The 23867-nt window shown below is 72.5% G+C and carries 20 protein-coding genes and 1 pseudogene; 10 read left to right on the top strand and 11 right to left on the bottom strand.

Features of this window, described 5'->3' with window-relative positions:
* From IEJ02_RS19475 to IEJ02_RS19430, 10 genes and pseudogenes are all read right to left on the bottom strand, one after another.
* Window positions 1-399, bottom strand: a pseudogene (locus tag IEJ02_RS19475) (DUF6177 family protein); the annotation flags it as partial.
* Window positions 399-4415, bottom strand: a complete 4017-nt coding sequence (gene eccCa / locus IEJ02_RS19470) for a type VII secretion protein EccCa (RefSeq protein WP_191066038.1) — start codon at window positions 4413-4415, stop codon at window positions 399-401. The gene eccCa and the pseudogene IEJ02_RS19475, both read right to left, overlap by 1 nt.
* A complete protein-coding gene (locus IEJ02_RS19465) occupies window positions 4412-5848 on the bottom strand; it encodes a CpaE/TadZ family protein (protein ID WP_223864071.1) in 1437 nt (478 codons plus the stop codon). Before IEJ02_RS19465 ends, eccCa begins: the two co-directional genes overlap by 4 nt.
* An 80-nt stretch (window positions 5849-5928) precedes the next feature.
* Window positions 5929-7296 carry a type VII secretion integral membrane protein EccD gene (gene eccD / locus IEJ02_RS19460; RefSeq protein WP_370467080.1) on the bottom strand — a complete coding sequence of 456 codons (1368 nt, stop codon included), beginning with the start codon at window positions 7294-7296 and terminating at the stop codon, window positions 5929-5931.
* 20 nt (window positions 7297-7316) lie between these two features.
* Window positions 7317-7586 (bottom strand): hypothetical protein, encoded by a 270-nt coding sequence (locus IEJ02_RS19455; RefSeq protein ID WP_211122978.1) that lies wholly within the window; start codon window positions 7584-7586, stop codon window positions 7317-7319.
* Window positions 7586-8509 (bottom strand): hypothetical protein, encoded by a 924-nt coding sequence (locus IEJ02_RS19450; protein WP_317985845.1) that lies wholly within the window; start codon window positions 8507-8509, stop codon window positions 7586-7588. The genes IEJ02_RS19455 and IEJ02_RS19450 overlap by 1 nt, the downstream gene beginning before the upstream one ends.
* An 80-nt stretch (window positions 8510-8589) precedes the next feature.
* On the bottom strand, window positions 8590-10896 hold the full coding sequence (locus IEJ02_RS19445; RefSeq protein WP_191066035.1) for a hypothetical protein: 2307 nt from the start codon (window positions 10894-10896) through the stop codon (window positions 8590-8592).
* Window positions 10893-11291, bottom strand: coding sequence for a DUF6507 family protein (locus IEJ02_RS19440; RefSeq protein ID WP_275560282.1), 399 nt, complete (start codon window positions 11289-11291; stop codon window positions 10893-10895). Before IEJ02_RS19440 ends, IEJ02_RS19445 begins: the two co-directional genes overlap by 4 nt.
* A gap of 44 nt (window positions 11292-11335) precedes the next feature.
* The gene (locus tag IEJ02_RS19435) at window positions 11336-11644 is read right to left on the bottom strand and encodes a pore-forming ESAT-6 family protein (RefSeq protein WP_191066034.1); all 309 of its coding nucleotides are present in this window, start codon (window positions 11642-11644) and stop codon (window positions 11336-11338) included.
* Window positions 11645-11665: 21 nt separating this feature from the next.
* The gene (locus IEJ02_RS19430) at window positions 11666-11998 is read right to left on the bottom strand and encodes a hypothetical protein (protein WP_037957788.1); all 333 of its coding nucleotides are present in this window, start codon (window positions 11996-11998) and stop codon (window positions 11666-11668) included.
* 171 nt (window positions 11999-12169) lie between these two features.
* Here IEJ02_RS19430 and IEJ02_RS19425 point away from each other — a divergent pair, with 171 nt between their 5' ends.
* Window positions 12170-12451, top strand: coding sequence for a ribosomal protein L7/L12 (locus IEJ02_RS19425; protein ID WP_191066033.1), 282 nt, complete (start codon window positions 12170-12172; stop codon window positions 12449-12451).
* Window positions 12452-12496: 45 nt separating this feature from the next.
* On the opposite strand, the gene IEJ02_RS19420 is transcribed toward IEJ02_RS19425, so the two are convergent.
* Window positions 12497-13174 carry a GntR family transcriptional regulator gene (locus tag IEJ02_RS19420; protein ID WP_191066032.1) on the bottom strand — a complete coding sequence of 226 codons (678 nt, stop codon included), beginning with the start codon at window positions 13172-13174 and terminating at the stop codon, window positions 12497-12499.
* 158 nt (window positions 13175-13332) lie between these two features.
* Between IEJ02_RS19420 and IEJ02_RS19415 the strand changes: the two genes are divergently transcribed.
* The 9 genes from IEJ02_RS19415 to IEJ02_RS19380 all read left to right on the top strand — a co-directional run bounded on the left by IEJ02_RS19415 (window position 13333) and on the right by IEJ02_RS19380 (window position 23774).
* Window positions 13333-14817: an L-lactate MFS transporter gene (locus IEJ02_RS19415; RefSeq protein ID WP_191066031.1), complete on the top strand. Its 1485-nt coding sequence runs from the start codon at window positions 13333-13335 to the stop codon at window positions 14815-14817.
* Entirely contained in the window at window positions 14814-14936 is a 123-nt protein-coding gene (locus IEJ02_RS49905) for an MFS transporter small subunit (protein WP_263407956.1), read from the top strand. Before IEJ02_RS19415 ends, IEJ02_RS49905 begins: the two co-directional genes overlap by 4 nt.
* A 172-nt stretch (window positions 14937-15108) precedes the next feature.
* On the top strand, window positions 15109-17058 hold the full coding sequence (locus IEJ02_RS19410; protein WP_191066030.1) for a molybdopterin oxidoreductase family protein: 1950 nt from the start codon (window positions 15109-15111) through the stop codon (window positions 17056-17058).
* Between the two features lie 2 nt (window positions 17059-17060).
* A complete protein-coding gene (locus tag IEJ02_RS19405) occupies window positions 17061-18899 on the top strand; it encodes an NADH-ubiquinone oxidoreductase-F iron-sulfur binding region domain-containing protein (protein WP_191066029.1) in 1839 nt (612 codons plus the stop codon).
* The gene (locus tag IEJ02_RS19400; protein ID WP_191066028.1) at window positions 18896-19768 is read left to right on the top strand and encodes a 2Fe-2S iron-sulfur cluster-binding protein; all 873 of its coding nucleotides are present in this window, start codon (window positions 18896-18898) and stop codon (window positions 19766-19768) included. The genes IEJ02_RS19405 and IEJ02_RS19400 overlap by 4 nt, the downstream gene beginning before the upstream one ends.
* Before the next feature lie 5 nt (window positions 19769-19773).
* Window positions 19774-20640, top strand: coding sequence for a formate dehydrogenase accessory sulfurtransferase FdhD (fdhD, locus tag IEJ02_RS19395; protein ID WP_191066027.1), 867 nt, complete (start codon window positions 19774-19776; stop codon window positions 20638-20640).
* Between the two features lie 199 nt (window positions 20641-20839).
* On the top strand, window positions 20840-21424 hold the full coding sequence (locus tag IEJ02_RS19390; RefSeq protein WP_191066026.1) for a TetR/AcrR family transcriptional regulator: 585 nt from the start codon (window positions 20840-20842) through the stop codon (window positions 21422-21424).
* Between the two features lie 170 nt (window positions 21425-21594).
* Entirely contained in the window at window positions 21595-23019 is a 1425-nt protein-coding gene (locus IEJ02_RS19385; RefSeq protein WP_191066025.1) for an MFS transporter, read from the top strand.
* Window positions 23016-23774: an SDR family NAD(P)-dependent oxidoreductase gene (locus IEJ02_RS19380; RefSeq protein ID WP_191066024.1), complete on the top strand. Its 759-nt coding sequence runs from the start codon at window positions 23016-23018 to the stop codon at window positions 23772-23774. The genes IEJ02_RS19385 and IEJ02_RS19380 overlap by 4 nt, the downstream gene beginning before the upstream one ends.
* Window positions 23775-23867: the final 93 nt, after the last annotated feature.

The raw sequence follows: 23867 nt of genomic DNA, 5'->3' as shown, positions 1-23867 counted from the left end.
CCGTGCGGCCCCGGCGCCGGGCTGCGCGGCCCCGGCGTCCGCCGCCGCGTCCGACGGCCAGACCGAGCCGCCGCACAGCCGGGCGAGACGCCGCGCGAAGGACGCCGCCAGCAGCTCGGCGCGCTCCACTCCGGTGGCGGCCCTGGCCTCGGTCCACCACACGGGCACGCCGGTGTCCTGGGCCTCGGGGCCCAGCAGCCGCGCCGCCTCGCCCGCGACCCGCACCAGCAGCGGCGCCTCCACGGACACCAGCGGGCGGCCCGCCTCGTCGCACAGCTGGATCACCGCGCCCTCGCCGGCCGAGCGCACGTCGAGCTCGGGGCCCCCGGCGAACAGCCCGGCGACGAGGCTCCAGACATCGGGCATCCGCTCGGTGAGCGCGATCACGTCCTTGGTCATCAGCCGTCCTCCTCCGGGTGCCGCTCCTGCTCCACCCATCCCGTCTGGACCAGGCGGTCGGGCTCACCGCGCCGGACCAGCAGCCCGCGCCCGGGCGGCTGTGCGGACGCGTAGACGCCCGGGAACAGCTGGCCCTCCATCCGGTCGCCCGCCATCACCAGGGCCGATGTGCCGCTCTCCCGCAAGGTCATCAGGAACGGCTCGTACAGGGCCCGGGAGCTGCCCGCCACCCGCCGGGCGACCACGAAGTGCAGCCCGATGTCCGGCGCGTGCGGCACATACGGCAGGAAGGGCTGAAGCGGCTGCTGTCCCGCGGTGGTGAGGATGTCGTAGTCGTCGACGAGGATCACGATGCGGGGTCCGTCGTACGCCGGGCCCGCCGAGGGCGGCGGGGTCCCGGCGGTCTCGTCCGGCATGCGCTTGGCCAGCTCGCCCGCGATGCCTGCGGCGAGCCCCTCGCAGATCCGGGCGTTGTACGCGTAGCCGCCCTGGTACGCCTCGGGCACCACCTCGCGCAGCCCGCGCCGCGGATCCATGATCCCGAAGACCAGCTCCTCGTCGGAGTACCGCGCGGCCAGGCCGTCGGCGATCAGCCGCAGCAGATTGGTCTTGCCGCACTCGTTGTCCCCGAGGATCAGCAGGTGCTGGTCGCGGTCGAACAGGTCGAGCAGCACGGGTGCGAGCGCGGTCTGGTCGACCCCGATCGGCACCCGGCGCGGCTGGGACGTGGCCGACGGCAGCGACCGGGCGGGCAGCCGCGCGGGCAGCACCCGCACCCGCTGCGCCGTCTCCCCGGGCCAGGCCGCGCCGATGGACCGGGCCGTCTGCTCGACGGCCGCGCCCAGATCGGCGGTGGAAGCGTGGCCGTCCAGGCGCGGGAGGGCGGTCTGCGCGAACAGCTTGCGGTCGGTCAGGGCGCGCCCGGCGTCGTCGGGGGTGAGGGTTTCGGCGAGCCTGCGGTCGACGCTGCTGTCGCCCGGGTCGTTCAGCCGCAGCTCGATATGGGTGCCGAAGGTGGACTGGTGGCCGATGCGCACGTCGTTCCAGCGCAGCATCGCGGCCACGACGTGGATGCCGTACCCGCCGCCGCGCTTGAGCAGGTCGCCCACGGCGTCGTCCAGGGCCTCGAAGTCGTCGCGCAGCGCCCCGAACCCGTCGATGAGCAGCACGATGTCGGTGGACGCCAACTCGGGCAGGGATCCGGCGGCGCGGAGGGCGCGCAGCCCCTCCATCGAGTCGATGCCGTGCTCGCGGAAGAGCTCCTCGCGGGCGTCCAGCATGCCGCGCACCTCCTCGACCGTGCGGGTGGCCCGCTCCCGGTCGGCCCGCCCGGCGACGCCGCCGACGTGCGGCAGCGCGGCGAGCGCCTGCAGACCCCCGCCGACCAGGTCGAGACCGTAGATCCCGACCTCGCGCGGGGTGTGGGTGAGGGCGAGGGAGAGCGCGAGGGAGCGCAGCAGCGTGGTCTTGCCGGACTGCGGGCCGCCGATCACCGCTGCGTGGCCGCCGGCGAGGGTGAGGTCGAGGACCCACTGCCCCTGCCACTGCCGCCCCGGGTCGTCCAGCAGCCCCAGCGGCACCCGCATCGTCCCCGGGCGCCGGGCGAACTGCATGCCCCGGGCCGCGTCGACCTCCACGGGCCCCGCCGCGGCGTCCAGCGTGAGTGCGGCGGGCAGCGGCGGCAGCCAGATGCGGCGCACCGGGTCGGCGGCGCCCCTGATCCGGTCGACCATCACGGACATCACGGTCGGCCCGGGGTCCCGGGTGCGCTTGCCCGCGCCGGGCGCGTCGTCCTCGGCCGGCGCGGAGTCCTCCGGCCCGGCGAGCGTGTTGTACGCGGGGTACGGGTGGATGGCGGGCCCGGTGTCCTCCACGGTGCGCGGCGCGGGGCCCCGGTACGGGCCGGAGACGTACCCGGCCTTGAACCGCTCGTACGCCGTGGTGTCCACCTTGAGGTAGCCGAAGCCGGGCAGCGGCGGCAGGTGGAAGGCGTCGGTGGTGTCCAGGACGGTGCGGCTCTCGTCGGCGGAGAAGGTGCGCAGGCCCAGCCGGTAGGAGAGGTAGGTGTCCAGGCCCTTGAGCTTGCCGCCCTCGATGCGCTGGCTGGACAGCAGCAGATGGACGCCGATGCTGCGGCCGATGCGGCCGATGGACAGGAACAGATCGATGAAGTCGGGCTTGGCGGTGATGAGTTCGCCGAACTCGTCGATGACCACGAAGAGATGCGGCAGCGGCTCCAGGTCGGGCCTCGTCGTCTCGCGCACCGCCGCGTAACTCGAGATGTCGGCGACGTCGCCCGCGTCCTTGAGCACCTGCTGACGGCGCTTGACCTCGCCCGCGAGGCTGGTGTGCACCCGCTCCACGAGCCCGGCCTGGTTCTCCAGGTTGGTGATGACGCCGGCCACGTGCGGCAGCCCGTCGAACGGGGCGAAGGTCGCGCCGCCCTTGTAGTCGACCAGCACCAGCGCCAGGTCCTGTGGCGGATGGCCGGCCACCAGGGCGAGGACGAGGGTGCGCAGCAGCTCGCTCTTGCCGGAGCCGGTGGCGCCGACGCACAGCCCGTGCGGGCCCATGCCCAGTTCGGCGGATTCCTTCAGGTCGAGCAGCACCGGCTCGTGGGCGTCGTTGACGCCGATGGGCACCCGCAGGAAGGAGCGCTCGCCGCGGGGTGCCCAGGCACGGGCCAGGTCCAGGGCGCCGGGGTCGTCGACGCCCAGCAGCCGAGGGAAGTCGACGGGTCCGGACAGCGGGGCGTCCACGAGGGATTCGGCCGACAGCCGCAGCGGGGCCAGCATCCGGACCAGCCCCTCGGCCCCGGCGGCGGTGACGTCGTCCACGGTGCCGTGGGCGCCCGTCGGCCGCGCGCCGCGCAGGTCCTCCACGACCACCTCGTCCTCGCCGACGGTGATGCGGATCGCCACCTCGCCCGGCTCCTGTACCCGCTCGGCGACCAGGTGGAGCACGGTGACGCCCATCTCGCGGTGGGCCACGGCCTCGTCGGGGCGCGGCAGCTCCCGTGCCTCCTCACCGTGGTCATCGCTGATGACGAGCAGCCGGCCGGTGAGCCCGAGCGCGTCGGCCCCGGACAGGCCGCGCCGCACCTCGGCCGCGTAGGCGGCGCGCTGCCGGAGGTCGCGGCCGAGCAGCCGGGCGAGCTGGGGCAGGTCGGGGGCGATCCGGCGGGCGGCGACCGGCCCGTCGCGCTCCTCGGCGTCCAGCAGGTGCGGCAGCCACTTGAGCCAGGCCCAGTCCCGCTCGACCCGGTCGCCGGGGGCGGCGAGCGCCAGGGCCACGTCGTCGGGGGCGTGGGCGGCGGCGGTCTGGACGAGCAGCGCCCGCACCACCCGCAGCACCGCGTCCCGCTCCCCCACCACGCTGACGTTGCCCACGCGGTCCAGCGGCACGGTCAGCGGCAGATCGCTGACCAGTGCGTAGCGCCCGACCAGGGCGCCCGCCTCGTTGAGCATGAACGGGTCGGGCGGGGTGAGCACACTGCCCGACTGGCGGGCCACGGTCAGCGGCCGCAGCGGCATCTCTCCGGTGCCGATCCGCACCCGCAGGAAGTCCGGGTCGGTGCGGCGCCGCTCCCACAGCCGGGCCGGGTCGCGCACCACGTCGTACAGGGCCTGCGGCGGCGGGTCGAGCACCCGCGCGGTGGCGCGCCAGGCCCGCTCCTCGGCGCCCAACTCCTCGCGCAGCTCCTCCAGATACTCCAGATACCGCTCGCGCTGCCGGCGGCGGGTGCGCTGCGCGCGGCCGCGCTGGGAGAACAGCAGCACCAGGGCGCCGACGACGGTGACCACGAGGACGAGGGCGCCGATGGCCGCGAACTGGCCGCTGCGCAGCACGGTCATCATGACGACCGAACTCATCACCCCGGCGATCGGCAGCAGCGACATGGCGGCCCCCGCCGCCTTGCCCTCGGGGAGGTTGGGCGGGGCCTCGATGGTGCGCGGCTCGGGCTCGGGCAGCGGGCGGATGGTGCGGGCGGGCCGGTGCACCAGGTGGCTTGTCATCGCCGTCCTCCTCCGTGTCCTCCCCCGTGTCCTCCTCTGTCGCGCACGGCGCGGTCCAGGAGTGCGGCGGCCAGGCGGCCCGCGGCCAGCCGGGTGCCGTGGGCGAGCAACCCGGTGCGGATGGCGCCGCCCGCGGCCAGATGGCGGTCGTACGGGATGGCCATCACCTCGACCCCGCTCTCGGCGAGGTGGGCGCGGGCCACGTCGAGGTCGAGCGCGGTGTCGGGCGAGGACTCGGTGAGGGCGACCACCGTGCCGGGCAGCATGGGCCGCGGCACCGCCGCCATCCAGTCCAGGACGGTGCGGGTGCTCGCCACGCCCTCCAGGGTGGCGGGCGCCACCAGCACCCTGGCCTGCACGGTGTCCAGGGCCGTGCGCGCCAGCTCCCCCGGCAGCGTCTCGCAGTCGACGACGGTGACACCGAAGTAGCGGCGCAGCGCCATGGTCACGGTGCGGTAGGCCCGGATGTCCAGCGGAGTGCCGATGCGGCCCTGGCTGCCGGGCAGCAGCCAGCCGCCCTCGGGCAGCTGGACCAGATAGCCGGTGACCTCCGCGAACTGCATCGAGGGGGATACGACTCGGGCCACGTCCGCGCATGTCCAGCGGACCGACTCGGCGCCGAGCCGGATGGGCAGGCTGCCCAGCGCCGGGTCGGCCTCCACGACGAGGACCGGGTCCTGGCGGTAGTGCGCGAAGGTGAGGTTGAGCAGCGCCGCGACGGTGGTCTTGCCCGCGCCGCCCCGGATGCTGCTCACCGCGATCTGCCGCCCGGTGGTGACCGGTTGCTGCAGCGCCCGGGCGACCTCGGTGGCCTCCTCCACCTCACGCGAGGCAGACGCGGCGACCAGCCGCCGCAGGGTCCGCCCGGCGCGGCGAGTGACCGGGTCCCCGCTGCGCGGCCTGCCCTGGGCGAGGGCGAGCCGAGGGTCGACGGGAGGCACGGGGGTGGGGGCGGGCAGGTGCTGGGGGCGCGCCTGGGGACGCCGGTCGGCGGGGGCGTCGGGACGGCGGTCGGCGGGGGCGGGGGCGGGGGCGTCGGGACGGCGGTCGGCGGGGGCGGGGGCGGGGGCGTCGGGACGGCGGTCGGCGGGGGTGGGGGGCGCGGCGGGCGCGGGATCATCCGGGCCCGTCGCCCCGTTCACCCGCCGTGGGGCGGGGGCGGGGTGAGCCTCGGTGGCTCCCGAACCGCCGGGCGCCTCCCCGGCCCCAGCCCCGGCCCCAACCGCGGAAGCGCCCGAAGCCATCAGAGCGCCCAGGGCCTTGTAGCCCTCCGACTCCTTGGAGCCATGCGGACCCCCGACCGCCTCGGGTGCCTCATAACCGCTCTTCCCGACATCCGCGGCCCCGGCGGTCCCGGAGGGCCCGGGGCTCTTGGAGACAGGCGTGTTCCGCAACTGGTGGAGCACATCGCTCTGCCAATCCCCTGCGCCCATGACGCCTCCCCTCGGCTCGGATACGGACAACGGTCGACTACGGCTACGGCAACACCAACGGCAACGGCCGGGAACCGGCGCTAGAACGCGTCCAGCAATCGCCCGTACACCCCGAACACCCCGACCACCAGCGGAAACAGCACGATGACGCCAACCGTCTCGACCAGGTCCACGATCCGCCTGAGCCGGACGCGGACATGCTCGGGCGGCCGTACGGTCAGCACGCCGAGCGGCAGCAGCGCGGCGACGGCGAGCGCGGCCAGCGGCCCGTACGGTCGGCCGTCGGTGGTGTCGAGCCAGAGCACCGCCAGACGTACCAGCAGCACCAGGGCCGCGGCGAGCAGCGCCACCACCTCGGCCACCAGCGGGTACGCCCGCGACCGGGACAGCAGGACGACCGCGAGCACCGCGGTGAGCGGCACCGTCCACGCGGAGGCGTCACCGACGGCGAGCAGCCCAGCGGCGGTGGCGGACACCGCGGTGACGAGCGTGGCGAACACCAGCCCCCGGTGGGTGGCGGCGAGCGCGGTCGCCACCTCGTGCCGGCTGACCGACGCCCCGCCCGAGCGCCGGTCGTCAAGACCGGTGAGCCCGGCTGCGGTCAGTGCCAGGCGCGGCAGAAGGCCGAGCGCCACCACGGACACCACGGCGAGCACCGCACCCGACCGGGCCTGCTGGGCGTCGGTGTGGGCGCCGTCCTGCAGCGCGGTGACGACCTCCCACAGCCCGCCGGTGACGACGACGGCCCCGGCGCCGATGTACGCGCCCCGTCCGACCGTGGCCGAGGCCCCGAGCAGCAGCAGCGTCACCACGACGGCCCCCGCCACCCCGGCGAGCCGCGCCGCGCCGCCCCAGCCGTGGGCGTCCGCGGCCGTCCAGGCGGCGAGCACGCCGAGGGCGCCGCCGGTGAGCATGAGGGTGGCGCCGAGGTCCCGGTTGCGCAGCCGGGCGGCCGCGGCCCCGGTCAGCGCCGTGGCCGCGGCCGCCACGGCAAGGGCGGTGGCCACGCCGGAGTCGGGGAGGCCGCGCCGCGCCAGCAGCCCGACGGCCAGCGCCAGCGCGAGGGTGGCCGCGCTCGCGGTCCACTGCCGCGCCGCGGCCGACCACCGCCATGCCCGGAGGTCCAGGTCCTCGGCCACCTCGTCGGTGACGTCGTGCACCACCGGCGCCGCGGGAACGTCCCGCTCCCGTACCAGCCGCAGCACCGCACCGTCCGGCACCGCCGCGGACGTGAGCGTGGCGTCCTGCGGCAGGACGACCCCCTCGGCGGTGACCAGATGCCGCAGCGTCGGCCGGTCCCCCACCTGGTCGTCGACCAGCCGCAGCACATCCGGCAGCAGCCGGCCGACCGGCTCGTCGGCGGGCAGCACGATGTCCACCCGCCGCCGCTCCCCGACCAGCGTGACCCGGCTCAACTCGGCGCGCCGCGCCTGCTTCGCCACCCCCACGATTCCCCCCCCGTTGGGCCCTACCGGGCCGTGTCCGTCGCGGCGGTGGACGAAGGCGTCAGCACGCCCGGCCCGGACCCGCCCTGCTTGCCGATGGTGTCGGAGATGAACGACCACCCCACGCACCCGGCACACAGCACCGCCGCGATCACGATGCCCGCGAACACCTTCCCCAGATTCTCATCCACCGACCGCCGCCCCCGCTGCGCGCCGAACAACAAGGCGTCCCGAATCCGCCGCCGGCGAACCGCCACCGACTCCAGCAGCTGACTGTCGTAGTCCCGTGCCATCAGTTCTCACGCCCGGCCAGTTCGCGCAGGGTGGCAAGGTCCGGGGCGGTGGCGCGGGAAGCCAGGTCCACACGGCCGGCCTGGGTGTCGGCCGGCTCGCGGGCGAACTCGGCGAGGGCCTGCGAGGGCGCGAGCCCGCTTTCCTTGGCCCGCCGCAGCCGCTCCAGCCACCGCAGGCCCGCGTGATAACCGGCGTCCTCGGCGGCGTCGCGGGGCTCATAACTGGCGGCCCCTTCGGCGTCCGAGGCCCATAGATAGCCGAGGATGCCCCCGCGCTCACTGGTGACCGGGGCATATTCGACCTCCCCCTTGGCGGTCCTGGCATAATCGTCCCCACCGAACCCCGTGTTGTGGTGGAAAATGCGGTTCCGGTAGGGGATTTCAAAACTGCCCCACACATCGGATGCCGAGCCGTCGTCGTCGAAATAATTGTCGACGCCGGTCTCGGTCGGTTTTCCGAACCAGGTGGGATCGTCGGGATCGGTGTCATCGCCGATGAGCTCGGAGATTTCCCGCAGAGCCGCGGCGAGGCGCGGATAGTTCGCGGCGTGCACGGCTTCCTGCGGCCGACCGCGCAGATCGTACGGCATCCACGCATCGGAGTACGTCGTCAGGCGTGCCGTGTAATAACCGAGGAGCATTGACGCACCGAATGTGAGCAGCCGCTCCTCGCGGTGCTCGGTGCCGTCCGCCCCCAGCCATACGCCCGGGCACCTGATGTTCGCCTCCACTGCGCCGGGCTTGCCGGAGCGCAGCCCGCGCCGCACCAGGCGGACCAGGTCGCTTCCGTCCGACTCGGTCACCTCGAATTCGCCGCTGAAGAGGGAGTTCTCCGGATGGCCCGACTCCGAGACAGAGACGCGGACCCTTGGGTTGCCGACGGCGAGCCGGTGGCTCGCCAGCACCGAGAACGCGTCCAGCACACCGGTGACGGTCCGCTCGACAGCGTCCCCGGCGTCGTCCTCATTCCCCCACGTCCAGCGGGCGACGGGCGTTGACGCGATCACGGCGCTCCTCCAGGATCAGGAACGAACTTTCCACCGGGGGGAATCATCAGGGTGCCGTCCTCGACTCGAATGATGAACTGCACGTTGGTTTCGCCATACACCTCGTTCAGCCGCCGGGCCATGTCCTTGGCTTGCAGATCCGCCAGAGTGCCCTTCGTGTCGAGCACGAATGTCTGCACATCGGCATGCGAAAGGGTCAACTGGTGTATGTTCGCGAAGATCGATTTCATCAGCTTCTTGGGGTTCGTGAGGGTCTTGAACTGGTACCCGTAGGCCGTGCCCCTGTGATCGTAGGCCAGCACGTCCAGGTCCGCCCCATCCTCCAACCGGACGCCGGGCTTGATCTCGAAGCCGGCCTCCTTGACCTCGAATTTGATGTCGTCGATCCCACTGGCGTGCAACCGGTTGGCGAGGCGGAGCTGATCCGCCACACCCTTGATGTCCGGCTTGGCCAAGCTGGAGACCATTCCGTGGTAGCCGTAGGCGTGGTTGAACCGGCCCGAGGCGATGGTGTCGGCGATCTCCTGGCCCTGCGGATGACGGGTGAGGTTGTCCAGCAATTTGTTCAGGTCGTCCCGCTTGACCTTCGAACCGCGCAGTTGTTCGCGGATCAGCCGCTCGGTCTCGCCCCCGCGGTCGAACGGCCGGGGCTCCTCGGGGGGAAGCCCGTCGTGGCCACCTGGGCCACCCGGGTCGTGGGGGCCACCAGGACCACCCGGACCGCCCGGGTCGTGGGGGCCGCCAGGACCACCACCACCGCCGCCCGGGCCGTCACCGCCACCCGGGGCGGCGGGGTCGTGGGTGGGGGTTCCGGTGTCGTGGGTGGTGGGGTGGGAGCCGCCGCTCGTGGTGGGGGTGTGCTTCTCGGGCGGGTCGTTCGGCGGGTCGTTCGGTGGATCGTTCGGGCCGTCGTCGCTCGCGCGGGGGCCCAGGTCGTCGGGGGCGCGGCCCACCTCGTGGCCGGGGGCGCCCACATGGGCGAGCTCCCGCTGCCGGGGGCGCTGGGCCCCGTCCAGCGCCTGCCGGTCGGCGGCGGACAGCTCGTGCACCGGGTGGTGCACGGTGCCGTCGGGGAGTTCGAGGGCGCCGTTCTTGTGCAGGACGCTGCCGTCGGGAAGTCGGACAGTGTCATCCGGGCGGAAGACCGTGCCGTCGGGCAGTTTGAGCGAGCCGTCCGGCAGCCGCACACCGCTCCCGGCGCGCAGGTTCTTCAGGTGGCTCACCAGGTCGCCGACCTTGAGCTTGGACAGCCCGATGCCCGCGCCCTTGACGACATAGGTCATCGGGTCCACGACCTTGCCGACCTTCCCCGCCGCGCTGAGCGTCCGCGCGACGGCGCCCGACTTGGCGGCGGACCCCGCGCCGTCCGTGGCGATCGCCGTGAGCACGTTGAAGGTGACCCCGCCCGCCGCGCGGGCCGGGTTCTTGCCCCACTCGTCCCATGCCACCATCGCCTTACCGGCGTTGATCATGGTGTGTTTGGTGCTCTTGAGGAACCCCGGCAGCATGGAGTCGGGCGTCGCGAACCACCCCGGCACCAGCGTGTTCAGCGACAGGCCCACGGCCAGCTTGCCGAGGTTCGCCCAGGAGTTCTTGAAGGCGTCCCAGCCGTCGACGCCGACCATGGTGCCCAGCCCCCGGATGGTGCCCCAGACGCCGTCGACGATGAAGCCGTCCCAGACGAAGCTCTTGATCCAGTGGTCGAACTCGTACCAGTGGTGTGTCTCCGACTCCTGGGTGCCCCAGGGCGTCTTCTCCGCGTGCTGGAAGACGTCCGCCGTGTAGCCGTACATCCCCGGCTTGTGGGAACCGTCGTCGACCACCCAGTGGGTGCCGCCGACCAGCGCACTGATCTTGTTGGCGCAGCTCCGCTCGGCGGCCTCGAACGCGGCCGTGGCCGCGCCCACGTCGGCGATCAGGTCATTGTTGTGCTGGACCTTGTCCCCGTCGTCCTTCCAGTCGTCGTCGCCCCCGTTCTCCCTGATGAACTCGGCGGCGTCCGCCCTGAGCCGCTTCAGCCGCTCGACGATGGGCCGCACCTCGGTGGCGTAGGCGCTCAGGGCGCTGCTGACGGCCTCCAGCTTGGTGGCGAACTCGTCGGCCGTCTCCTTGACCGGCCTGGTGGTCGCGAACAGTTGCTCGGCCTCGGGCGCCGTGTAGTACGCCGACAGGCCCTGGAACTGGTCGTGGACCCCCTGGCCGGTCTTGCGGATGTGTCCGGCGTCCGCCTTCAGCGCGGGCGCGTCCTTCTCCAGCTGCTCCAGTCTTCCCGTGAACTCGGGAATGCCATCAAGACTGATCATTTCGGACCGTTCCGATGGTGTTGACCCGGAGGGTTCAGATCGGGCGCCTTCAACGCCTCGCGCTGGGCGTGCGCCGCCATGGCGAGGTCGCCCCCGACGTACTCCTTCGTGGCGGTCGCCGCGCCCTTGATCGACTTGCCGGAGCGCGCGGCGATGTACTTGATGTCGTTCTCTGTCTTCTGCTCGAACTCGACCAGGGCCGCCGCGACGGGCCCGCCCTCGGGCTTGGGCCCGCACCCCATGCTCAGCGTGCCCGCCGACTTCGCGGCGCTCAGCAGATGCTTGCCGTACGACTTCGCCTGGCCCTCGATGTCGTCGGCGACATGTGCGGTCTTGAGAAGGACACCACGCACCCCACTGGTGTCGATGTCCCAACCGTCGTCTGGCTTTCCCACCACGTCCCCCTTTCAGCCTCAACGGCGCGCGGTGTCACGCGAGTTCAGCCGATGGCGTCCACCGCCGCCTTGGCCCTGGCCAGGGTCTGCTGGGCGGTCCCGTCGTTCTTCTCCAGAGTGGCCTTCACCAGGTGGATGATCTGCCGGACCTCGGCGGCGGCCTTGTTCCACCGCGCTTCCTTGCCGTGGTACTCGTCCGCCACGCCGTCGGCGGTGAAGTCCGCCATGGCCGCCTTCACCGCCCGGTCCCGGTCGGTGAGCACCCGCTCCAGCTGCCCGATCACCATGCCGAGGCTCCCCTGCACCTCACCCGAGGCCCCCGTGTCGTAGCTGCGCCGATCCTGATTCCCCATTGCTCGTCACCCCCGCCGTGTTCACCGGCCGTTGAAACGGGCCGCGTCGAAATTGGCCGCGGCCATGGTCTGCCGCGCGTTGTCCGCCGACTCCACGTCACCGCTGCCGAATGCCTTGTCCATCCCGGACTGGCCGCCCAGGATGTCCCGCAGCGAGCCGTTGAGCGCCGCGGTGATCTCGTCCGCGTTCTGCTTGAACTGGTCGAACGCCGCCTTGCCCGCGCCGTTGAAACGGCCTTCCAGCGGCTGGGCCGCGGCGATCAGTTGGCGAATGAGCGCCCCCAGGTCATCACTCGATCCGGATGTCTGGGAGGTCAGCGTTGACAGCGTGGAACTGCCCATGTCGAACTTCACGAACCCACCCCCGTTGGGTAGTCGCCATGGTTCCGTCGAGCGGGCCCCGCGTCGCCAGGCCCGACCCTTCTCAGTATGGCCCCGGGCACCGACAGTCCCGCCACCGCTCTGTAACAGTCGGTCGCCCAGCCCGTAACAGGAGCGGCGGCGCGGCCACTACGATCGCCGATCATGGAGATAGCGGCGTACATCGTGATCGTGGCCCTCGTACTGCAGTATTCGCTGCTGGGGTCGAGGATTCAGAAGATCCAGCGCAGAGCGGACCGCGTCGAGCGCAAGCTGGATCTGATCCTCGGCCACCTGGACATCCAGGTGGCGGAGCCCGGCTTGGAGCGGGTGGCGGCCCTGGTGCGGGAGGGCAAGAAGATCGAGGCCATCAAGGTCTACCGGCAGCTCACCGACGCCGACTTGAAGGAGGCCAAGGAAGCGGTCGAGCGCATGGAAGTCGCTTGAAGATCGCGCCGTCGGGCGGACCGGCGGGCGGACCGGCGGATCGGGTCAGGAGCGCTCGCGGTCGTGGTAGGTGCGGCGGGTGTGTTCGGTGTGGGCGCGCATGACGGCGGTGGCGCCGTGTTCGTCGCCCGCGGTGATGGCCGCGATCAGCTCGCGGTGCTCGATCCAGGACTGCTTGCCGCGCTGGCGGGCGACCGGGGTGTAGTACCAGCGGACCCTGCGGTCCACCTGGGCGGCCAGCTCGGACAGGACCGCGTTTCCGGCGAGCTCCATCACCTTGGCGTGGAATTCGGCGTTGGCCGCGACCGCGCCGTCCACGTCGTCGTCCAGGACCGCGCGCTCGCCCTTCGCGCACAGGTCCTCCAGGGCGGCGACACCGGCCTCGTCGGCCCCGGCGGCGGCCAGCCGGGCGGCCTCGGCCTCGAGGAGCGTGCGCACCGTGAGGAGCTGGTCGGCCTCGTCCTCGGTGGGCTCGTGGACGAACGCGCCCTGGGCTGGCCGCAGATCGACCCAGCCCTCGGTGTTGAGCCGCTGGAGGGCCTCGCGCACGGGCTGGCGGGACACGCCGAGATGGCCCGCGAGCTCGCTCTCCACGAGGTGCTGGCCGGGACGGAGGGCGCGGGTGGTGATGAGTTCGAGCAGCGCCTCGTAGACGCGCTCGCGGAGTGGCCCGGGCCGCTCCAGCTTCGGCACCGCGCCCTGCGGTAGTCCCCTGGACAGCATCGCGCCCCCTCTGGCTCGCCATTCACCGGATGTCCGGATTCACCGGACGCGTGAATTGGTTATTGTCTACAGTTTACCCAACCTGTCCACGCCGCCGACACATCCCAGGTGCCTTGACGTCTAGTCACCGACTCGTTGAATCCTTAAAGTCCGGGCACATGCTCACCAATGATCGTCTCGGCCCGCTCCATCGCTCACGCACCCTGGCTCCGCCGGGCTGGAGCCGCTGGCTGGTGCCGCCCGCCGCCCTGTCCGTCCACCTCTCCATCGGGCAGGCTTACGCGTGGAGCGTGTTCAAGCCGCCCCTGGAGTCCTCGCTGGACCTCTCGGGCACGGCCAGCGCGCTCCCCTTCCAACTGGGCATCGTGATGCTCGGCCTGTCCGCCGCCTTCGGCGGCACGCTCGTGGAGCGCAACGGCCCGCGCTGGGCGATGTTCGTCTCCCTCGTCTGCTTCTCCTCCGGCTTCCTCGTCGCCGCGCTCGGCGCCGCCACCAGCCAGTACTGGCTGGTGGTCCTCGGCTACGGCTTCATCGGCGGGATCGGTCTCGGCATCGGCTACATCTCCCCCGTCTCCACGCTGATGAAGTGGTTCCCCGACCGGCCCGGCATGGCCACCGGCATCGCCATCATGGGCTTCGGCGGCGGGGCGCTGATCGCCTCGCCCTGGTCCAGCAAGCTACTGGAGCACTTCGGCACCGACAACGGCGGCATCGCCGCCACCTTCCTGGTCCACGGCGTGACCTACGCCGCGTTCATGGCCCTCGGCGTGCTGCTGGTGCGCGTACCGCCCGAGGGCTGGCGGCCGGCCGGCTGGGAGCCGCCGCGGGAGCTGCAGCACATGATCAGCACGGCCGACGTCTCGGCGCGCAACGCCATCCGCACCCCGCAGTTCTGGTTCCTGTGGGTGGTGCTGTGCATGAATGTGACGGCGGGCATCGGCATCCTGGAGAAGGCCGCGCCCATGATCGGCGACTATTTCAAGGACACCGACACCCCCGTATCCGCCACCGCCGCGGCCGGTTTCGTCGCCCTGCTGTCGGCGGCCAACATGGCCGGACGGCTGCTGTGGTCGTCCACCTCCGACCTCATCGGGCGCAAGAACATGTACCGGGTCTACCTGGGCGTGGGCGCGCTGATGTACCTGGCCATCTCGCAGCTCGGGGACTCCTCCAAGCCCCTGTTCGTGGTGTGCGCGCTGGTGATCCTCTCCTTCTACGGCGGCGGCTTCTCGACCGTTCCGGCATATTTGAAGGACCTGTTCGGCACCTATCAGGTGGGCGCGATCCACGGCCGGCTGCTCACCGCGTGGTCGGTGGCCGGGGTCCTGGGCCCGTACATCGTCAACAAGGTGGCCGACCACCAGGAGGAGGCGGGCAAGACCGGCCCCGGGCTGTACTCGCTCTCGCTCACCATCATGATCGCGCTGCTGGTCGTCGGATTCGTCGCCAACGAGCTGATACGGCCGGTCCATCCGCGCTTCCACGAACCGGCCCCCGGGGCGGCCGAGTCCGAGCCGGCTCCCGCCTCGGAGTCCGAGGCGGCTCCCGCCGAGACGTCCGAGGCGACTCCAGCCGAGACGTCCGAGCCGGCTCCCGCCGAGACGTCCGAGGCGGCTCCCGCCGAGAAGGGAGGGGACCGATGACCGAGCCCACCAGGAACCGCACCGCGCTGACCGTGGCCGTCTGGGCCTGGGTGGCGCTGCCCTTCGGGTACGGGGTCTACGAGCTCGTCCGGAAGGCCACCCAGCTCTTCACCGGCTGAGCCCGCTCCACCGTCCGAGGTCCATCGCCGGGAAGCCCAAGGGGGTTGAGGTGTCGTCCGACTCCTTGACCCCCTTCTCGGGCATACTGTATTCAATATTCAGTCGACGATACCCGGACGCTCGGTCCCCTCACGTCGCACGGCGCGGCGTGACCGCCGTAAGGAGCCCGTCGTGGCCCGTAACCGCCAGCGCAACCGACAGCAGAAGCAGTACCCGCGGCTGACCCACCCCCTGGTGCGGGACTCAGTGAGCGGAGAACTCCGGCGCGCCTCCTGGGACGAGGCGCTCAGCCGGGCCGCCGCCGGGTTCCGGGCCGTGACGGCGGCCCACGGGCCCGACGCGTTCGGCATGTTCTCCTGCGCCCGCGCGACCAACGAGATGAACTACGTGGCCCAGAAGTTCACCCGGGTGGTGATCGGCACCAACAACGTCGACTCCTGCAACCGCACCTGCCACGCGCCCAGCGTCGCGGGGCTGTCCGCCGTCTTCGGCTCCGGCGGCGGCACCTCCTCGTACGCGGAGGTCGAGGACACCGACCTCATCGTGATGTGGGGCTCCAACGCCCGCTTCGCGCACCCGATCTTCTTCCACCACGTCCTCAAGGGCATCCGCAACGGCGCCCGGATGTACGCCGTCGATCCGCGCCGCACCTCGACCGCCGAATGGGCGGAGAGCTGGCTGGGGCTGAACGTCGGCACCGACATCCCGCTCGCCCACGCCGTGGGCCGCGAGATCATCCACGCGGGGCTCGCCAACCGGGCCTTCATCGAGCGCGCGACCACCGGTTTCGAGGAGTACGCGGCCCATGTGGAGCCCTGGACGCTGAGCGTCGCGGAGAAGGTCACCGGCGTCCCGGCGGACGCCATCCGCGACCTCGCGCACGCCTACGCCACCGCCGAGCGCGCCCAGCTGTGCTGGACGCTCGGCATCACCGAGCACCACAACGGCACCGACAACGTCCGGGCGCTGATCAACCTCTCCCTGCTGACCGGCCATGTCGGCCGGTACGGCTGCGGGCTCCAGCCGCTGCGCGGCCAGAACAACGTGCAGGGCGGCGGCGACATGGGCGCCATCCCCAACCGGCTGCCCGGCTTCCAGGACATCCTGGACCCGCCCGTCCGGTCCAAGTTCGAGCGCGCCTGGGACGTGGTCATCCAGCCGCGCTACGGGCTGAACCTCACCGAGATGTTCGAGGCCATGGAGGCGGGCGAACTGCGCGCCGTCTACTGCATAGGCGAGAACCCGGCCCAGTCCGAGGCCGACACCGAGCAGGCCGTCCGGCGGCTCGAGTCGCTGGAGCACCTGGTGGTCCAGGACATCTTCCTCACCAGGACCGCCGAGCTGGCCGATGTGGTGCTCCCGGCGACCGCCGGCTGGTGCGAGACGGAGGGCACCACCACCAACAGCGAGCGGCGCGTCCAGCGGGTGCGCAAGGCCGTTGAGCCGCCGGGCGAGGCGCGCGAGGACATCGACATCATCTGCGAGCTGGCGCGGCGGCTCGGCCACGACTGGAAGTTCGAGGGCGCGGAGGAGGTCTGGAACGAGCTGCGCGCCGTCTCCCCGGACCACTTCGGCATGACCTACGAGCGGCTGGAGGAGCACCAGGGCATCCAGTGGCCCTGCCCCAGCACCGACCGCCTCGAGCCCAGCTATCTGCACAGCCGCCTGTGGGAGAGCGATCCGGCGCTGCGCGGCCCGCTCGCCCCCTTCGGCCCGGTGAAGCACGATCCGCCGGTCGATCTGACCGATGACGCCTTTCCGATCCGGCTCACCACGGGGCGGCGCCTGGACTCGTACAACACCGGGGTGCAGAGCGGGGGTTTCGCCTCTCCGCTGCGGCGTGGCGAGTACATCGAGCTGTGCCCGGAGGACGCGGCCCGCTACCGGGTGGAGGCCGAGGAGCGGGTGCGGGTCACCTCGCGGCGCGGTTCGGTGGTGGCGCCGGTGTGGATCGATCCCGGGCTGCGGCCGGGGCTCGCCTTCATGACCATGCACTTCCCCGACGAGGTGGACACCAACTCCCTGACGATCGAGGCGAACTGCCCGATCGCGGGGACGGCGGAGTTCAAGGCGTCGGCCATAAGGATCGAGAAGATTCCCGTGACCGCCGTAAGGAGCTGATCGTGGATCTGCGGTTCGGTGACAGCAAGCCCACGGACGAGGAGCGGGCGGCGGTCGACGCGCTGCTCGGCCCGCCCGAGTCCGCCTGGGAGGGCGCGGACGACCGTACGGACACGGATCTGCGCTGGGCGCGCGGCGGCCGCGAGGCACGGGAGCGGCGCGATCTGCTGTTGCCCGGGCTGCACGCCCTCAACGACCGGGTGGGCTGGATCAGCGAGGGCGGCCTGGACTATCTGTGCCGCCGGCTGACGGTCCCTCCGGCGGAGGGCTACGGGGTGGCGACCTTCTACGCGATGTTCGCGGTGAAACCCCGTCCGGCGACCGTCGTCCACGTCTGTACGGACCTGGCGTGCGCGGCCCGGGGCTCCGCCCAGGTGTGCGCGGAGCTCGAACGGGACGTGGGCCCGGCGGGCTCGGCGGGGTCCGGGGCCGTCTGGCAGCCCAGCCCGTGCCTGGGCCTGTGCGAGCGCGCCCCGGCGGCCCTGGCGCTCCGCGCGGGCGAGGCCCCGCGGGCCGCGGTCGTCGCCCCCGCCACCGCCGAGGCGGTCGCCGACGCGGCGTCGGCGCCGCACGAGGCGGCGGCCGAGCCGCCCGCGGTGGCCGCGGTCCCCCAGGCCGGCGCCGAGGGCCTGGTGCTGCTGCGCCGGGTCGGGGTGGTGGACCCGGGGTCGCTGGACGACTACCGCGCCCACGGCGGATACGCGGCCCTGCGGCGCGCGTTCGCGCTCGGGCCCGCCGGGGTGATCCGGGAGGTGACCGAGGCGGGTCTGGTCGGGCGGGGCGGGGCCGCGTTCCCGACCGGCCGGAAGTGGTCGGCCACCGCTCAGCAGCCCGACCATCCGCACTATCTGGTCTGCAACGCCGACGAGAGCGAACCGGGCACCTTCAAGGACCGGGTCCTGATGGAGGGCGATCCCTACGCCCTCATCGAGGCCATGACCGTCGCGGGCTACGCCACCGGGGCCCACCGCGGCTATCTGTATCTGCGCGGCGAGTACCCCCGGGCGCTGCGCCGGCTGCGCACCGCCATCGACCGGGCCCGGGCCCGTGGCTTCCTCGGTAAGGACGTCATGGGCCAGGGGTTCGCGTTCGACATCGAGATCCGGCGCGGCGCCGGCGCGTACATCTGCGGCGAGGAGACCGCGATCTTCAACTCGATCGAGGGGCGGCGCGGTGAACCGCGCAGCAAACCGCCGTTCCCGGTCGAAAAGGGGCTGTTCGGCAAGCCGACCGCGGTCAACAACGTGGAGACCCTGGTCAATGTGTTGCCGATTCTGATCGAGGGCGCGCAGGCGTATGCGCGTACCGGCACCGGCACCTCGACCGGCACCAAGCTGTTCTGCGTCTCCGGCACGGTCGCCCGGCCCGGCGTCTACGAGCTGCCGTTCGGGGCGACGCTGCGGGAGCTGCTGGAGCTCGCGGGGCCGCCCGAGACCCTGCGCGCGGTGCTGCTCGGCGGGGCCGCGGGCGGTTTCGTACGCCCCGACGAGCTGGATGTGCCACTGACCTTCGAGGGCACGCGCGCCGCGGGCACCACGCTCGGCTCGGGGGTGGTGCTGGTGCTGGACGAGGGCGTCGAGCTGCCGCGCATCCTGCTGCGCATCGCGGAGTTCTTCCGCGACGAGTCCTGCGGCCAGTGCGTCCCCTGCCGGGTGGGCACCGTACGGCAGGAGGAGGCGCTGCACCGGCTCAAGGACCGTACGGGCGCCGCCGCGGCCGGGGACATCGCGCTGCTGCGCGAGGTCGGCCAGGCCATGCGGGACGCCTCGATCTGCGGTCTGGGCCAGACCGCCTGGAACGCCGTGGAGTCCGCCATCGACCGCCTGGGAGCCTTCAAGTGACCGCGATACCGCTGCGACCCCCGCGCCGACTGGTCGACCTCACCCTGGACGGCGAGCCGGTCCGCGCCCCGGAGGGCAGCACCCTGCTGGACGCGTGCCGCGCCGCGGGCAAGGACATCCCGACCCTGTGCCAGGGCGACACGCTCACTCCGAAGAACGCCTGCCGGGTGTGCGTGGTGGAGGTGGAGGGCGCCCGCACCCTCGCCCCCGCCTGCTCCCGCCGGGTGGAGCAGGGCATGGAGGTGCGCACGGACACCGAGCGGGCCCGGCACAGCCGTAAGGTCGTCCTGGAGCTGCTGGCCTCCTCCACCGATCTGTCCACGACCCCGCGCGCCGCCGAGTGGATCGAGGAGTACGGGGCCGAGCCGGACCGCTTCGGCGCGGACGCGGCCCGGGTGGACGAGGAGCCCAAGGTCGACAACGACCTGTACGTCCGCGACTACGACAAATGCATCCTCTGCTACAAGTGCGTGGACGCCTGCGGTGAGCAGTGGCAGAACACCTTCGCGATCGCGGTCGCGGGCCGCGGCTTCGACGCCCGGATCTCCACCGAGCACGACGCGCCCCTCACCGACTCCGCGTGTGTCTACTGCGGCAACTGCATCGAGGTGTGCCCGACCGGCGCGCTGAGCTTCAAGACGGAGTTCGACATGCGGGCGGCCGGGACGTGGGACGAGGCGGCCCAGACGGAGACGACCACGGTGTGCGCCTACTGTGGTGTGGGCTGCAATCTCACCCTCCACGTGCAGGAGAATGAGATCGTGAAGGTCACCTCGCCGCACGACAACCCCGTCACGCACGGGAACCTGTGCATCAAGGGCCGTTTCGGGTACCAGCACGTACAGAACCACGCACAGAACCGGGACTGATCGACATGGGACGGGTCACCGAGCGACGCCGCGTCATCCGCATCCGGGACGGGGCGGTCAGCACCCGGCCGGACACCCTCGTGGCGGAGGAGCCGCTGGAGATCCGGCTGAACGGCAAACCGCTGGCCATCACCATGCGCACTCCGGGCGACGACTTCGCCCTCGCCGCCGGGTTCCTGGTGAGCGAGGGCGTCCTCGGGCGCGCGGACGAGCTGGCGAACATCGTCTACTGCGCGGGCGCCACCCAGGACAGACCCAACACCTACAACGTGGTGGATGTGAGCCTGGCGCCGGGCGTGCCGGTCCCGGACATCACCCTCGAGCGCAATGTCTACACGACCTCGTCCTGCGGTCTGTGCGGCAAGGCCAGCCTGGACGCGGTGCGGACGACCGCGCGCTGGCCGCTGGCGGACGACCTCGAGGACGCCGGGGGTTCTGCCGTCCGGATCGAGCCGGAGACGCTCGCCGTGCTCCCGGACCGGCTCCGCGCGGCGCAGCGCGTCTTCGACCGGACCGGCGGTCTGCACGCGGCGGCGCTGTTCAGCCCGGACGGTGAGCTGCTGGACCTGCGGGAGGACGTGGGGCGGCACAACGCGGTGGACAAGCTGGTGGGGCGGGCGCTCCAGCAGGGCCTGCTGCCGCTGTCGGGGACGGTACTGATGGTCTCGGGGCGCGCCTCCTTCGAACTGGCGCAGAAGGCCGTGATGGCGGGGATCCCGGTGCTGGCGGCGGTGTCGGCGCCCTCCTCGCTGGCGGTGGATCTGGCGGCGGAGACGGGGCTGACCCTGGTCGGCTTCCTCCGCGGCACCTCGATGAACGTGTACGCGGGCGAGCAGCGGCTCGCCCTGCGGACAGCGGTCGGCGGGGCCTGAGGAGCGGTCCGCCCGCTGCACGGGTTGGCGGGCCGGCCGACGGGGAGCGCCCCCTGCGTCGGCCGGCCCCTACCGGGCCCGGTAGCTCCGCTGCTCCGTGGCCCCGTTGCCTCGCGGTCCCGCACATACGTTCCGCGTCCGGGTCTTCACTCGAAAGTGTTCTTGACCGCTCGTTCTGGTTAGGTGCTACGGTTGGGTCATGGCCAGAACGAAGGAATTCGATCCAGAGGCCGCCCTGCAGTCGGCTCTCGAGCTGTTCTGGCAGCGCGGCTACGAAGCGACCTCGATGGCGGACCTCGTCGACCATCTCGGCATCGGCCGCGCCAGCATCTACGCGACCTTCGGCAGCAAGCACGAGCTGTACCTGAAGGCCATGGACCGCTATGCGGAGACGCGCGACCCGTCCCTGCTGGCCGAGCTGTCCCAGCCCGGTCCGGCGCTGCCCGCGGTGCGGGCGGTGGTGCGCCGCTTCGCCGAGGAGGCCGCCTCCCCGGAGATGCGGCTGGCCGGCTGTCTGGTGACCAACACCGCGACCGAGCTGGCCCCGCACGACCCGGCGGCGGCCCGCCGGGTGGAGCTCAGCTGGGACCGCGTGGAGACTCCGCTGTACTCCGCGCTGATACGGGCCCAGGCCCAGGGGGAGCTCCCCGAGGACCGCGACCCCCGTGCGCTGGCGCGGATGCTGTTCGTGCTGCTGCAGGGGCTGCGGGTGGTCGGTAAGGCGTCGGACGACCCGGCCCGGGTGCGGGACGCGGCGGAGCAGGCGCTGGCATTGCTGGACTGATCTCCATGGTCTGAACCTTTTGGGCCCACCTCCCGCCACCTCCACGTCTCACCTGTCACCTCTCCACCGCTCATCGGCCCGGAGCCGCACCACATCACGATCACGGGAGTCACACAGAGCCCATACGCATGCCTTCATATTAAAACGATCGGTCAAATATTGGGGGAGCGATGACCGTCACCGACGCCCCGTGCGACACAGACACAGAAACCGACACCGACCCCACCACCACGACCCACCATCGCCGGGCCTTCGCCCTGCTCGGCTCCGTCCAGATAACCCTGATCTTCACGCTCGCCGCGATCGCCGTGCCGCTGCCCGAGATCGGCCGCGCCTTCGGTCTGGAGCGGGCCGATCTGATTCTGCTCAGCGCCGCCTATGGGCTGACCTTCGCCGGGCTGCTGCTCTTCGGCGGGCGCCTCGCCGACCGCTACGGCGGGCGGCGGGCCCTCACCGCCGGGCTCGTCCTCTTCGCCGCCGCCTCGGCCGCCGCCCCGTTCGCCCCCGGTATCGGGACCCTGCTCGCGGCCCGGTTCGCCCAGGGCACGGGGGCGGCCCTGATAGCGCCCGCCGCCATGGGCGTGCTGCGCGCCGTCTTCCCCGCTCCCACCGCCTACGGCAAGGCGATGGCCACCTGGGGCGGGCTCTCCGTGCTCGGCGCGACCGCGGGCAATCTGCTCTCCGGCGTGATAGCCGAGCTGTTGTCCTGGCGCTGGAGCTTCGCCGTACCGCTGGCGGTGGCCGTGGCCGCCCTCGTCCTCGCGCCCCGCCTGCTGCCGGACACAGCGCCGAGCCGGGGCCGGGCGCTCGATCTGCCGGGCGCGCTGCTGGCCACGGCCGGGATCACGCTCGCCAGCTATGGGCTCGTGGTCACCGACGCCCTGCCCTGGTCGTCGGCCGGGGTGCTGGTGCCCCTGCTCATCGGGGCCGCGCTGCTCCTCGCGTTCTGGTGCGCCGAGCGCCGGGCGGGCGATCCGCTGCTGCCGCCCCGCTTCCTGCGGGACCGGCGGCGGGCGCTCGCCCTCGCGGCCATCGCGTTCAGCGCCTGCGCGACCGCGATGACCTTTGTGACCCTCTCGCTCCATCTCCAGCAGGACCGGGACTGGTCGCCGCTGCGGACCTCGGCCGCCTTTGTGCCGTTCGCCCTCGCCCTGCTCACCTCGGGCCGGGCGGCCGGGCCCCTGATAGCCCGCTTCGGCCCCCGCGTCGTCACCGCCGCCGGGCTGGCCACGGCGGGGGCCGGGCTGGTGCTGCTCGCCCTCACCGGGCTCGACCCGCATACCCCGTACGCCTCCGCGCTGCTGCCGGGGCTGGTGCTGCTGCCCGCCGGGGCCGCCGCCGCCTTCGCCGGGGCCGCCGTGCTCACCACCCACGGGGTGCCGCATGAGCGGACCGGGCTCGCGGGCGGGGTGCTGAACACCGCGATGGAGCTCGGCCCGACCGTGGTCTTCGCCATCGTGCTCACCTTCGGCAGCGATGCCGTCTCCCTCGCCGCGACGGGGGCCGCGCTCGCCCTCGTCGCCGCCCTGAACCTCCGCGTCCAGCGGAGCCGTCCGTCCCGTCCCTCCTCTCTTCCTCAAGGAGCCACGCAGTGAACCGCTTCACCGGAAAGACCGCCCTCGTCACCGGAGCGGGCACCGGCCTCGGCCGTGCCATCGCGCTCGCCTTCGCCGCCGAAGGCGCCTCCGTGGTGGCCGCGGGCCGCACCGCGTCCACCCTGGCCGAGACGGTCCGCCTCATCGAGGCCGCCGATGGCCGGGCCGCCGCCGTGACCGCCGATGTGACCGACTCCGGACAGCTGCGGGAGCTGGTGCACGCCGCCGTCACCCGCTTCGGCGGACTGGACATCGCCGTCAACAACGCCGGGATACTGCGCGGCAAGGGGCCCGTCGGCGAGATCAGCGAGGAGGACTGGGAGGCGGTGCTGCGCACCAATGTCACCGGTGTCTGGCTGGCCATGAAGCACCAGATCGCGCACATGAAGGAGCACGGCGGCGGGGCGATCGTCAATGTCTCCTCCAACCTCGGCGCCCATCTGCGGGTATCGGGCCTCGGCGCCTACAGCACCTCCAAGGCGGCGGTCGCCACGCTGACCCGGATCGCCGCGCTCGACCACATCCACCAGGGGATCCGGATCAACGCGGTCAGCCCGGGCGCCTCCGACGGCCCCATGTCGCTGCTGCCGGGTGAGACCGAGGCCGACCGCGCCGAGCGGGCGAAGCGCGAGACTCCGCTGGGCCGGGTGGCCGAGGCGGACGAGATCGCGGCGGCCGTGCTCTACCTCGCCTCACCGGCGGCGGGCGCCGTGGTTGGCACGGACCTCGTGGTGGACAGCGGCTCGTCGGCCTGACCGGATCGGCGGCCGGACCTGGACCGAGGCCCCGAGCGCCCGGCCGGAGCCCAGCCGGAACCCGAAAGGAGCCCGGCCATGGGGCTGTCCCCA

The sequence above is a fragment of the Streptomyces sp. 5-10 genome, from assembly GCF_014712245.1.
Classification (GTDB): domain Bacteria; phylum Actinomycetota; class Actinomycetes; order Streptomycetales; family Streptomycetaceae; genus Streptomyces; species Streptomyces violaceusniger.
The sequence above is the reverse complement of the archived record's forward strand: the minus strand, read 5'-3'. Positions and strand labels throughout refer to the sequence as shown.